A 12,303-nucleotide genomic window follows, 5' to 3' on the forward strand; every position below is an offset into this window, starting at 1 on the left:
GGCGACGACGGCGAGATTGGTATTCTGTTGCTCAGCGATCTCGATGAAGGCGTGCATGATGCCCCAGACCGTGCCGAAAAGGCCGATGAAGGGCGCGGTTGAACCGACGGTTGCGAGCACCTGAAGTCCGCTCTGGAGCCCTTCGGATTCCTTGGCGATGGCCACGTCCATGCTGCGGTCGATCCGCGCCGTGGCTCCGGCGATGAGATTGCCGTCATTGCGGTGACTGCGCCGCCATTCCATCATCCCTGCGGCAAAAATCCTCTCGGACTGTCCCGCAGGGTCTGGGCCGATTTCATCGAAGAGACCATCAAGCGGCTCGCCCGACCAGAAGCGGCGATCAAAGATTTCGGCCTCGAGCCGCGCCTTGCGATAGATGATGATCTTTTGAATGATGATCGACCAAGCCCAGAACGAGGCCACGATCAACATGAACATCACCAGTTTGACGATGAGGGTGGCGCGCGCAAAAAGCGCCCACATGGAGAAATCTATCTCCTGTGCCAATGCCAGGGTATCTGCTTCCATTTGCCTGCTCTTTATGTGTCTGGCCGTTTTTCGGCCTTATTTGCGGGGAAACTACGCTATTTGAAACGGGAAAGCCAATACCATCCGCATGATCACGCGGGTTTGAGACAGGATTCGCCTGCCTATCGGGCGGATAATTGCCGGAATTTGGCGGCAGGGTCAGACTTCGCCTGCCATTTGTGCTTCGAGCAGCATGTAACCGCGCCCATGCACGGTCTTGATCTGACGGTTTCCTTCGTCGCCCAAAAAGAGCTTGCGGCGCAGCCTGCTGATGATCCCATCCACCGAGCGGTCGCTGATCGACCAGTCATTGCCGCGCACCGACTGGATGATCTTGTCGCGCGACAGGATGGCATTCGTATGCGCGGCCAAAACCATCAACACATCGAATTCGAGGGTCGTCAGCTCGATCGCTTGTCCCGCAACACGGACTGAGCGACGCACGCCGCAGATTTCCACGTTGCCGACCCGCCGCAGAGACCGGCTTGGCATGGGGCGCGCGCCCTCGGCGTCAGGTGCGGTCGCGGCGATCCGTCGCAGCACCGCGCGGACACGGGCGCAGAGTTCGCGTGGACGGATCGGTTTGACCATATAGTCATCGGCCCCCATCTCGAGCGCGAGGACTGCGTCAATCTCTTCTTCGGAATTGCCCAAGAGGATGAGCCCCGCACCGGACTTGTGACGCAGTTGGCGCACGATGTCATAGCCATCGACGCCACGGTAGCGCGCGCCGACCACGCAGATTTGCACGTTGTTCCGCTCGACCGCGTCGAGAACGGCAGAGATGTCTGGACAGAGGACCGTCTCATAGCCCTCTTCGGCGAGGCGCTCTGTCACAAGAAACTTGGTCGCGCGGTCCTCTTCGAGAACCATGGCCCTTAGTGGCATAATCTTTTCGCTCTGGTTCTGGGGATGACCGAACCACGCACCGAAACCCTAGAATGTCCGCGCGCGGTGAACTGGGACCAAGGAAGGCAACCCTGCACTCACATTATTGTGAAGAGCACTATCAAAGTCACCTTTGAGATACAAGCGCTTGCGAAATGAAGGGGTTATTTCCATTGAAACATATGGTTATATACCTTTGCCCGATTTTGACCACATTTTCCGCAAATCCTCTCAGTGTTGCAGGCATCGGCAACTTTCAATCACAGGAAGACGGGGCGCAGGCATGACCATACAATTCTTTACTCCACGCGGGCCGGGAAACGAGGTTCTCAAACTGCCCAGTTCGTTGCGCAAGACGGTGAAATGGCTGCCGCAGATCGGCGATCTGTTTCCCGATTTTGCGGTCGAGACCACACAAGGAACGTTGCAGTTCTGGGACTGGGCCGAAGGAAGCTGGGTGCATCTGTTCAGCCATCCGGCAGCGTTCACGCCTGTCTGCACGACGGAATTGGCGTCACTCGCCAGCTATTCCGAGACCTGGAGCGCAAACGGTATCAAGAATATGGCTCTGACCGGTTCCCCCCTTGAGGAGCAAGCGGCGTGGCATGCAGAGATCGAGCACCTCTTTGATGTCCGGGTCGATTTTCCCGGAGCCTATGATCCCGGCATGCGTCTGGCCCGGATCTTTGGCATGATGCACGACAAGGAGTCGACGGAATGGCCCATTCGCAAGAGCTTTCTCATCGACCCCGCCCAACGGGTGCGGATGATCTTTGAATATCCCGTCTTTGTGGGGCGCAATACCGACGAGGTGTTGCGCGTCATCAAGGCTATGCAACTGCGCGACAGGACCGGCGCGGCCACCCCGGCGGATTGGTATGATGGCGAGATGGCGATCATACCTGACGAGCGGTCCGAAGCTGCGGTAATCCGCGAGTTTGGCATGGGCTCAACCCGGTTGCGTCCCTATCTGCGGGTCGTCGGGCGTGACGCCTGAACAGATGCCTGAATAGGGAAACGCGCGGCTCAGAGAGCCGTGCGCAGGCGTGCGGGCAGTTTGACCGGCCTGCCCGCAAGCGTCAGGCAAGCGACCGTCACCTGCGCCGTAAAGATCACATCGGCCCCGCGCAGGACCTTTTGCGCCATCACTAGCCGCGCGCCTGTGAGGGCGAGGGTGCTGGTCTCGACCGTGAGCGCATCGTCAAGGCGGGCGGGGCCGAGGTAATCGGCCTCGACCCGGCGCACGGCAAAGATGAGACCCTCGGTGTCGCGCAGGACGTTCTGGTCAATCCCCATGTCGCGCACCCATGCGCTGCGGGCGCGTTCAATGTATTTGAGATAATTGGCGTGATAGACGATCCCGCCCATGTCGGTATCCTCGTAATAGACAGTCACGGGAAAGACATGCGGGGGGCTGGTCACAATCTGGTCCTGTATTGGCTGCGGTTGCAGCAAAGCATCCTATGCCCCTGCGTTCAAGGGTCGCGGTTTCACGAGGTGGAAAATCGTCACAAGCCGGGTTGTGGCGCAGCGATGCCGCCGTATATTACGCGGGATCAACTGAAACGGCACAAAAAATGCACCCGCGACGTGGTGCCAAGGCCGAGGCAGAGAACAGGGAGAGGGGCGGGAGACGGATGGACAATGCCGCAGGATTTTTGCCGATCATCGCGGCATTGCCGTTTTTGGGAGCCTTGTTTCCGGGGCTGATGATCCAAGCCGGGCGCAACACCTGCGCCGCCTTTACCGCCGCGCCGACGATCCTTGCGCTGACCTTGCTGCTTCTTTGCGCCCCCGCCGTGATGCGAGGCGAAGTTCTGACCTTTGGCATCGACTGGCTGCCGTCGCTAGGTCTAAACGTCAATTTCATGCTGGATGGTCTGGGGCTATTGTTTGCCGGGATGATCCTTGGCATCGGACTGCTGATCATCCTCTATGCGCGGTTCTACCTGTCGCGCGAAGATCCGATGGGGCAGTTCTATACCTATCTGCTGCTTTTTCAGGGCGCGATGGTGGGGATCGTCCTGAGTGACAATATTCTGTTGCTGCTGATTTTCTGGGAGCTGACCTCGCTCTCGTCCTTCCTGCTCATTGGCTATTGGAAGCATCTGCCCGAGGGGCGGCAGGGTGCGCGGATGGCGCTGACGGTGACGGGCCTCGGGGGTCTGGCGATGATCGCGGGGATGCTGATCCTCGGCAATATCGCCGGAAGCTATGACCTGAGCGTGATCCTGACGCAGAAGGACGCGATTCAGGCGAGCCCGCTATATCTGCCGGCGCTGATCCTGATCCTCTTGGGATGTTTCACCAAATCGGCGCAGTTCCCGTTCCATTTCTGGTTGCCGCATGCGATGGCAGCCCCTACCCCGGTTTCGGCTTACCTTCATTCGGCGACGATGGTGAAGGCGGGGCTCTTCTTGATGGCGCGCATGTGGCCAGTGCTGGCGGGCACGCCGGAATGGTTCTGGATCGTGGCCTCGACGGGCCTCATCACCATGGTGATGGCGGCCAAGATCGCGCTCTTCAAGGATGATCTCAAGGCGCTCCTGGCCTTTTCCACGGTCAGTCATCTGGGCCTGATTACCATGCTTCTGGGTCTGGGAACCAAGGCGGCGGCGATGGTCGCGGTGTTTCACATCATCAATCACGCCACGTTCAAAGCCGCGCTCTTTATGACTGCCGGAATTGTCGACCACGAGGCGCATACCCGCGACATCAAGCGATTGGGGGGATTGCGGCATCTCATGCCCATCACCTTTACCATTGCCACGATCGCTGCGCTGTCGATGGCGGGAATTCCGCCTTTCAACGGGTTCCTGTCCAAGGAAATGATGCTGGAAGAGGTGGCGCACACGCATTGGATTGGGCCTGCGTGGATGATGGGCGCTGTCGCGACCTTGGGCGCGCTCTTTTCGGTGGCTTATTCGTTCCGCTACATCGCGCATGTTTTCCTTGGGCCGAAGCGGAGCGATTATCCGGCCAAGCCGCATGATCCCGGTTTCGGCATGTGGGCCGCACCCGCGTTCCTGACGGTGCTGGTGATCCTGATCGGTCTGATGCCCATGACCTTTGCCGGGGAACTGGTGCGGGTGGCGGCGCAGGCGGTCACGCAATCCGAGCCGACTGTGAAAATTTACCATTGGCACGGCCTCGTGCCTGCGTTCTGGATGTCGGTCATTGCGGTGATCGGGGGCGCGGTATTGCTGCGCCTGCATGCGCCGCTGATGCGTCTGTGGAACGCCACGCCGCGCCCTGAGGCAAAGGTCATGTTCGACGCGGTGACGCGGGCTGCCACGGCGCTGAGCACAGCGCTGACGGACGGGGTGCATAACGGCGCGCTCACACGCAACGGTGCGATTTTCGCGGTAGTGGTCATTGCCGCGGGCGTGCTTGGCTACCTTGGTGGCGGCATGGCCGCGCCCACGCGTGAGATGTTGCCGGTAACGCTGGTGCCTGCGATTGGCTGGCTCTTGCTGATGCTGGCGACGATCTGTCTGGTGGCGTTCCATCGCAATCGCTTTTTGGCGCTGGTGCTGATGGGAATTGTCGGCCTGATCGTCTCGATGGGCTTTGTTTATCTCTCGGCACCGGACCTTGCGCTGACGCAAATCTCGGTCGAGGTGGTGACGATCATCTTACTGCTTCTGGCGCTGAATTTCCTGCCGCGCGAAACCCCAGCAGAGAGCAGCGTCGCACGGCGGATGCGGGATGCGGGGATTGCGGTGGTCGGCGGCATAGCCGTGGCGGGTCTTACCTACGCCATTCTGCTGCGCGATTTCGCGGCCGAGAGCATTTCGGTCTTTCACCTCGCCAATTCCTACAAGGGCGGCGGCGGCACCAATGTGGTCAACGTGATCCTCGTGGATTTCCGGGGCTTTGATACCTATGGCGAGATCATCGTGCTGGGGATTGCGGCTCTGGTGATCTTTGCGCTGACGGAAACCGTGCTCAAGGGACCGGGCGGGCGCTGGCTCTCTCAGTGGAAGGCAGACCGCTATCCCGAGGCGGGCGACCGCCACCCGCTGATGATGGTGGTGGCCACCCGCGTGATGATGCCCATTGCGCTGATGGTGGGGGCCTATATTTTCCTGCGCGGCCACAACCAGCCAGGCGGCGGGTTTATCGCCGGTCTGATCGTGGCGATTGCGTTTCTCATGCAATACATGGCGTCGGGCTTTGCCTGGGCCGAGTCGCGACAGCGTGTGACCTATCACGCGACCATCGGCGTGGGCGTTCTGATCGCAAGTGTGACAGGCATCGGAGCCTGGCTGGCTGGGCGGCCGTTCCTGACCTCGGATTACGGCTATTTGCACTTCCCCCCCATCGAGGAATTCGAATGGGCCACGGCCATGGCGTTTGATACCGGCGTGTTCCTGACCGTGGTGGGTGCCGTGATGCTGGCGCTCAACAGCCTATCGAGCATGGCGCGGCGTGCGGGTGAGACAGTCAATGTCACGCCCATGGACATCAACCCGGCCCTCAGCGACGCGCCGGGCGAGAAGGAGGCCTGAGATGGAGCTTCTCTTTGCAAGTGCAATCGGCCTCTTGACGGCTGGCGGCCTCTATCTGGTGCTGCGGCTGCGCAGTTTTCCGGTGATCATCGGGATTTCGCTGCTCAGCTACGCGGTCAACCTGTTCCTGTTTGGCACCGGGCGGCTGGTGGTGGACCTGCCCCCGATCCTTCAGAAGGGTGTGGAAGCCTATACCGATCCGTTGCCGCAGGCGCTTGTTCTGACGGCGATCGTGATTTCGTTTGGCATGACGGCAGTGGTGGTGATCATGGCGCTTGGATCGTTCCTCTCGTCACGCGATGACACTGTGAACATAGGACCCGAGACGCCACCCGAACAGCCCGCGCAGGAGAATGAGGCATGAGCCACTGGATTATCGCCCCAATCGTGCTGCCGGCGGTGCTGGCCGCGATCCTCACGCTGGCGATGCGGCACCATCCACCGTTGCAGCGGGTATTTTCCATCGCAGGCGTTGTCGCGGTGCTGGCGGTGGCGATTGGCCTGACCGTGCAGGCATCGAGCGGGGCCATCGACGTCTATGAGCTCGGCAATTGGCCTGCGCCCTTTGGCATCGTGCTGGTGCTTGACCGGTTGTCGGCGCTGATGGTGCTGGTGACGGCGGTGCTGGCGCTGGTGGTGCTGCTCTATGCTGTGGGCACCGGCTGGGATCAGCGCGGCAACAATTTCCACGCGCTCTATCAGTTTCAGTTGATGGGCATTTTCGGCGCGTTTCTCACCGGCGATGCCTTCAACCTCTTTGTTTTCTTCGAGGTGCTGCTGATTGCGTCTTATGGTCTGATGATCCATGGCGGCGGGCGGCGCAGGCTCAAGGCGGGTGTGCAGTATGTGATCTACAACCTGCTCGGCTCGACCCTGTTTCTCTTTGCGCTCGGCACGCTCTATGCGGTGACGGGCACGCTCAACATGGCCGATCTCGCGGTGCGTGCGGCAGAGATCCCGGTCGAGGACAGCGCGCTCTTGCGTGTGGGGGCGATGCTGCTCTTCCTTGTCTTTGCCATCAAGGCCGCCCTCTTGCCGCTGCATTTCTGGCTGCCGGAAACCTATGCCGAGGCCCCTGCCCCGGTGGCGGCGCTTTTTGCCATCATGACCAAGGTGGGCGCCTATGCGATCCTGCGCATGTATACGCTGGTTTTCGGCCCCGACCTTGGGGCAACAGCGGCACTAATTGATCAGATGCTGATCTATGGCGCGCTGATCACATTGGTGGCGGGGATGGTGGGTATTCTGGGGGCCAAACGGCTTGGACGGTTGGCGGCCTTTGCCTCGATCGGCTCTATGGGCACGTTGCTGATCGCGATCGCCGGTTTCCGCCCCGAGACGACGGCGGCGGCGCTCTATTACATGATCCATTCGACGCTGGCGGGCGCGCTCTTGTTCCTTGTGGTCGATCTGGTGCGCGAGCGGCGGGGGCCATTGGCAGGCGCCCTGAAACCCGGACCGCGCATGGCGCAGCATGGCATGATCGCGGCCCTTTTCTTTGGGTCTGCGATTGCCACGGCGGGCATGCCGCCGCTCTCGGGCTTTATCGGCAAGCTGCTCATTCTCGACGCGGTGCGCGGGATGGCGGAGGTCTGGTTGATCTGGGCGGTCATTCTGACCTCTTCGCTGATTGCGATCCTGGGTCTCGGTCAGGCTGGGAGCGCGATTTTCTGGAAACTGGCACCGGAGACGGGCGAAGAACCGGCCCCCGAACCGCAACCTGCGCTGCCGCTGGTGGCCTGTTTCGTGATGCTGGGCGGCATTGTGGCACTCTCGGTGCTGGCGGGTCCGGTCATGGGCTATATCGACGCCACGGCGCTGCAATTGCACGCGCCCCAAGGCTATATCGCCGCCGTGCTGAACGGTGGTTGAGGGAGGAAAGACGATGCTGCGCAAGATCCTGCCCCATCCGTTCCTGACGCTGACCCTGATCGTGGTCTGGCAGATGCTGGTGAACAAGCTGACCTTTGGCAATCTGGTGCTGGGAACGATCCTCGGGCTGGTTATCCCGATCATCACCTCGCCCTACTGGCCCAACCGCCCGCGCCTATCGAGCCTGCCACGGATCGTGGAATTCGTGCTGGTGGTGCTGTGGGATATTTGTGTGGCCAACGTGCAGGTGGCGATGATCATCCTGTTCAAGGCCAATGCCAACACCAAGCCTGCCTGGATCAGCATTCCTCTGGAATTGCGGACACCCGAAGCAATCACGGTTCTGGCAGGCACGATCACCATGACGCCCGGCACGGTGTCGAGTGATCTGTCCGCAGATGGTCGCAGCCTGCTCGTGCATTGTCTGGACGCGCCCGATCCGGACGCGGTGCGCGATGACATCAAGGCGCGCTACGAACGCAGGCTCAAGGAGATTTTCGAATGATCGACTATGCGCTCTTTTTCGCCTTTGGCTGCTTTGGGTTGGGATTGCTGCTCAATATCTATCGGGTGATCAGCTCACCCACCGTTGGGGACCGCATCCTGGCGCTGGATACGATGGTGGTGAACATGATCGCCCTGCTGGCGCTGTTCGGTATTCTCAAGGGCACGATGATGTATTTCGAGGCGTCGATGATCATCGCCATGACCGGCTTTATCTCGACCGTTTCTTACACGCGCTTCTTGTTGCGCGGCGATATCATCGAATAGGGGGCGGATCATGGTTGTGGATATTCTCATTTCGGCCTGTCTGGTGATCAGCGGCCTGTTTGGCTTGGTCGGATCTTTCGGCTTGATCAAACTGCCCGATCCGATGATGCGCCTGCATGCGCCGACCAAGGCCACGACGCTGGGCGTGGGTGGGGCGCTGATTGCCTCGATGCTGTTCTTCTATTTCAAGGTGGGGCAGTTTTCGTTTCACGAGTTCATGATCGTTCTGTTCCTGTTTCTGACCGCGCCGATCACCGGGCATTTCATCGCCAAGACCCATCTGCATTTGGTGCATAAACCCGGAGATCTGCCGCCCACAGGCACCGACCGGCCTTGGGCCAGTTATGAGAGCGACGAAGAGCGGGCACGTATCGAAGCAGAGGCCACAGGACCGCAACAGGGCTAAGAGGCGGGTCGCCACGAGTGCAAATCCCCGACAGGGGCGCGCCGCCTCTGACGTGGCCTGCGCAACCCTCTGGAAAACTTCAGATTCGTTGGTTGACTGTGGTGACCCCGACTGGATTCGAACCAGTAACCTGCCCCTTAGGAGGGGGCTGCTCTATCCTGTTGAGCCACGGGGCCACGCGGGGAACTGATTAGCGCGGGTGGGGGCGTTTGTCATCGTCCGATTTCCGCGCCGCGACGTTTTGAAGTGGATTCGCGCAGGCAGCTTGATCCTGTGACGGTGTTCGCGGTAACAAAGACACAGGACCTTGTGGACAACTCCCCGTGACCCAACATGACAGACACCCCCTGACCCTGCGCGACGTGTCCGAGGCTGCGGGCGTGTCAGAGATGACAGTCAGCCGGGTTCTGCGCAACAAGGGCGATGTATCGGATGGCACACGGCAGCGCGTGCTCGAGGCCGCCAAGCGGTTGGGATATGTGCCCAACAAGATCGCAGGTGCCTTGGCCAGCCAGCGGGTCAATCTGGTGGCGGTGATCATCCCGTCGATGTCCAACATGGTGTTTCCAGAGGTGATGACCGGCATCAGCCGGGTGCTCGAGGAAACCGAGTTGCAACCCGTGGTGGGACTGACGGGATATCGGCCGGAGAAAGAGGAAAAGGTTCTCTACGAAATGCTGTCTTGGCGGCCCTCCGGTGTCATCATCGCCGGGCTGGAACATTCGGACGCCAGCCGTGCGATGCTGCGCGCCAGTGGGATTCCCGTGGTCGAGATCATGGATGTGGACGGCACACCGATCGACTCGGTCGTGGGGATTTCGCACAGGCGCGCCGGGCAGCAGATGGCGCAGGCGATCATCAAGGCGGGCTATCGGCGGATCGGGTTCATGGGCACCAAGATGCCGCTCGATCACCGGGCGCGCAAACGGTTCGAGGGTTTCACCGAAGCGCTCGCCAAGGCCGGGATCGAGATGGCGGATCACGAGTTCTATTCAGGTGGATCGGCGCTGCTCAAGGGGCGCGAGATGACCGCCGAGATGCTGCGACGCACGCCGGACCTTGATTTCCTCTACTACTCCAACGACATGATCGGAGCGGGCGGGCTTCTCTACTTGCTCGAGCAGGGAATCAAGATTCCTGACGACATGGGGCTGGCCGGGTTCAATGGTGTTGAGCTGCTGGAGGGTCTGCCGCGCGCGCTTGCGACGATGGACGCCTGCAGGCTGGAGATCGGACGGCGCGCCGCCGAGATCATCGCGGCACGCGCCGCCAATCCCGAGGACACAGCGCCAGTGCGGATCACGCTGGAACCAACGCTGAGCCTTGGCGATACATTGCGGCGGCGCTGACCATCTTTTCCCCAAAACTGTCGCAAATGGCTTTGCAATTCGGAACCGAATCGCAAAAGGCTGCGCGGAGTCGCCCGGAGAGCGGCGCAGGGAGAGGATTTGAAAGACATGAAGATAGGTTTCATCGGGCTGGGCAATGTGGGCGGTAAACTTTCGGGCAGCCTGCTGCGCAATGGCCATGATCTGACGGTGCACGACCTGAACAGCGCCTTGGTCGCAGACTTTGTCGCGCGTGGGGCCAAGGCAGCCGCAAGCCCGGCGCAGATGATGCGCGATTGCGACGTGGTGATCACCTGCCTGCCTTCGCCCGCGGCGTCGGATGCTGTCATGCAACAGATGCTGCCCGAGGTCGGACCCGGCAAGATCTGGATGGAAATGTCGACCACCGACGCCGATGAAATCCGCCGTCTGGGCGCGTTGGTCATCGCGGCGGGCGGGGCGGCGGTGGATTGTCCGGTGTCGGGCGGCTGTCACCGGGCCGATACCGGCAATATCTCGATCTTTGCGGGCTGCGACCGGGCCACGTTCGAGCGGATTCTACCGCTCTTGAAAACCTTGGGTCGGCGGCTCTTGCACACGGGCGAGATCGGCAGCGCCTCTTTGCTCAAGGTGATGACCAACTATCTCGCCACCGCCAATCTGTTGACGCTGTGCGAAGCGATGGTGACGATGAAGGGGGCGGGGCTTGACCTTGCAACCACCTATGAGGCGATCAAGATCAGTTCTGGCAACTCCTTTGTGCATGAAACCGAGAGCCAGGTCATTTTGAACGGCAGCCGCGACATCAGCTTTACCATGGACTTGGTGAAAAAGGACATCGGTCTCTTTCAGAAGATCGCCGATGATGCGGGCGTGCCTCTGGAAATTTCCCCGCTGATGATCTCGATCTTTGACGACGGTATTCGGCGCTATGGCGAGCGAGCGCAGTCGGATGACATCATCAAGCGGCTTGAAGAGGCGACCGGCCTCGACATTCGCGCGCCCGGCTTTCCGGCCGAAATGGTCGATGATGAGCCCGAGGAACAGGGCTATGAGGTGGTTCCGCCGGGACGCTGAGGCGTTAACCACAGAGTCGGGAAACATTTGCCAGAAGGGCGCAGAAGGGGTCTAATCATCGCGGGTCAATGTGAGTGGCGTGCGATGCTGATGTTTGCGGGTCTTCTGGGGATGGTCGCGGTTGGGGCGGCGGCGTTCGTCGGCTTTCAACCTGTCACCGAGGACTCTGAAACCGAAACTGACGAAAGCGAAGATGTCCACGATGGGCCTGACCTGATCGATAGTATCTTTGGACCGGATACGCCTGAGCCGCCTCAAGGCTCGGGCGAGATCATCAGTGGGACACCGGGAGCAGAGGACATCACCGGGACCGAAAAGGGTGATCAGATCAACGGTCTGGACGCAGATGACACGATTTCCGGCGGGGCCGGGGATGACAGCCTCTTGGGCGGTCCGGGTGATGATCGGGTTTCTGGCGAGAGCGGCGATGATACCCTGCATGGCGGTGATGGGGCGGATACGCTCTCGGGTGGAGAGGGGCGTGATACGCTCTATGGCCATAATGACGCGGATGACCTCTCTGGCGGCGCGGGCGATGACAGCCTTGTGGGCAGCGCCGGGCATGATCTCTTGCGCGGGGATACGGGCGACGATGCGCTGCATGGCGATATCGGCGATGACACGCTGCATGGGGGGATAGGGCGTGACACCCTGTTTGGCGGCTGGGGCGATGATGTCATTGTGGGGCTGGTCAATGATCCTGCGACGGTGATTTTCGATGACCTCGACAGCGGTGATTTTCTCAATGGTGGGTCGGGTGACGATCTCATCCTCGCCGGTCAAGACGATCTGGTGGATACCGGAGAGGGTGCCGATACGGTGGTGATCGGCGATTGGATATCCGAGGGCAATGCGGTCGAAATCGTGGATTTCCATCCTGAAGAGGATCGGCTGATCGTGTTTTACAACGCGTTGAAGGGCA

Annotated in this window: 13 protein-coding genes and 1 tRNA gene; 10 read left to right on the plus strand and 4 right to left on the minus strand. The window is 60.5% G+C overall.

All coding sequences use genetic code 11. From position 1 onward, the window contains the following. Both KBT70_RS05080 and KBT70_RS05085 read right to left on the minus strand, forming a co-directional pair. Positions 1 to 528: MotA/TolQ/ExbB proton channel family protein (locus tag KBT70_RS05080; RefSeq protein ID WP_296629443.1), on the minus strand; the 528-nt coding region annotated here is incomplete at its 3' end. 159 nt (positions 529 to 687) lie between these two features. Then, positions 688 to 1,416, minus strand: coding sequence for a response regulator transcription factor (locus tag KBT70_RS05085; protein WP_296629444.1), 729 nt, complete (start codon positions 1,414 to 1,416; stop codon positions 688 to 690). 283 nt (positions 1,417 to 1,699) lie between these two features. On the opposite strand from KBT70_RS05085, the gene KBT70_RS05090 reads away from it, so the two are divergent. Continuing rightward, positions 1,700 to 2,413 carry a redoxin domain-containing protein gene (locus KBT70_RS05090; protein WP_296629445.1) on the plus strand — a complete coding sequence of 238 codons (714 nt, stop codon included), beginning with the start codon at positions 1,700 to 1,702 and terminating at the stop codon, positions 2,411 to 2,413. A gap of 29 nt (positions 2,414 to 2,442) precedes the next feature. Here the strand turns inward: KBT70_RS05090 and ybgC are convergent, their stop codons facing one another. Then, positions 2,443 to 2,838, minus strand: a complete 396-nt coding sequence (gene ybgC, locus KBT70_RS05095) for a tol-pal system-associated acyl-CoA thioesterase (RefSeq protein ID WP_296629446.1) — start codon at positions 2,836 to 2,838, stop codon at positions 2,443 to 2,445. A gap of 215 nt (positions 2,839 to 3,053) precedes the next feature. On the opposite strand from ybgC, the gene KBT70_RS05100 reads away from it, so the two are divergent. From KBT70_RS05100 to KBT70_RS05125, 6 genes are read left to right on the plus strand one after another with little or no spacing between them, the layout of a single operon-like run. Continuing rightward, positions 3,054 to 5,927 carry a monovalent cation/H+ antiporter subunit A gene (locus KBT70_RS05100; protein WP_296629447.1) on the plus strand — a complete coding sequence of 958 codons (2,874 nt, stop codon included), beginning with the start codon at positions 3,054 to 3,056 and terminating at the stop codon, positions 5,925 to 5,927. 1 nt (position 5,928) lies between these two features. Next, positions 5,929 to 6,291 (plus strand): Na+/H+ antiporter subunit C, encoded by a 363-nt coding sequence (locus tag KBT70_RS05105; RefSeq protein WP_296629448.1) that lies wholly within the window; start codon positions 5,929 to 5,931, stop codon positions 6,289 to 6,291. Next, on the plus strand, positions 6,288 to 7,799 hold the full coding sequence (locus tag KBT70_RS05110; RefSeq protein WP_296629449.1) for a monovalent cation/H+ antiporter subunit D: 1,512 nt from the start codon (positions 6,288 to 6,290) through the stop codon (positions 7,797 to 7,799). Before KBT70_RS05105 ends, KBT70_RS05110 begins: the two co-directional genes overlap by 4 nt. Before the next feature lie 13 nt (positions 7,800 to 7,812). Then, positions 7,813 to 8,304, plus strand: coding sequence for a Na+/H+ antiporter subunit E (locus KBT70_RS05115; protein WP_296629450.1), 492 nt, complete (start codon positions 7,813 to 7,815; stop codon positions 8,302 to 8,304). Beyond that, a complete protein-coding gene (locus KBT70_RS05120) occupies positions 8,301 to 8,570 on the plus strand; it encodes a K+/H+ antiporter subunit F (protein WP_296629451.1) in 270 nt (89 codons plus the stop codon). The genes KBT70_RS05115 and KBT70_RS05120 overlap by 4 nt, the downstream gene beginning before the upstream one ends. Before the next feature lie 10 nt (positions 8,571 to 8,580). Continuing rightward, positions 8,581 to 8,976: a Na+/H+ antiporter subunit G gene (locus tag KBT70_RS05125; RefSeq protein ID WP_296629452.1), complete on the plus strand. Its 396-nt coding sequence runs from the start codon at positions 8,581 to 8,583 to the stop codon at positions 8,974 to 8,976. A gap of 99 nt (positions 8,977 to 9,075) precedes the next feature. Here the strand turns inward: KBT70_RS05125 and KBT70_RS05130 are convergent. Continuing rightward, positions 9,076 to 9,152 (minus strand) — tRNA-Arg (locus KBT70_RS05130). 147 nt (positions 9,153 to 9,299) lie between these two features. On the opposite strand from KBT70_RS05130, the gene KBT70_RS05135 reads away from it, so the two are divergent. The 3 genes from KBT70_RS05135 to KBT70_RS05145 all read left to right on the plus strand — a co-directional run. Then, positions 9,300 to 10,325 carry a LacI family DNA-binding transcriptional regulator gene (locus tag KBT70_RS05135; protein ID WP_296629453.1) on the plus strand — a complete coding sequence of 342 codons (1,026 nt, stop codon included), beginning with the start codon at positions 9,300 to 9,302 and terminating at the stop codon, positions 10,323 to 10,325. 60 nt (positions 10,326 to 10,385) lie between these two features. Continuing rightward, positions 10,386 to 11,381, plus strand: a complete 996-nt coding sequence (locus KBT70_RS05140) for an NAD(P)-dependent oxidoreductase (RefSeq protein ID WP_296629455.1) — start codon at positions 10,386 to 10,388, stop codon at positions 11,379 to 11,381. Positions 11,382 to 11,465: 84 nt separating this feature from the next. After that, positions 11,466 to 12,303 (plus strand): calcium-binding protein (locus tag KBT70_RS05145; RefSeq protein ID WP_296629454.1); only part of this gene is annotated, 838 nt, incomplete at its 3' end.

Origin of the sequence: Roseovarius sp., from assembly GCF_018066915.1 — a bacterium.
GTDB lineage: Bacteria > Pseudomonadota > Alphaproteobacteria > Rhodobacterales > Rhodobacteraceae > Roseovarius.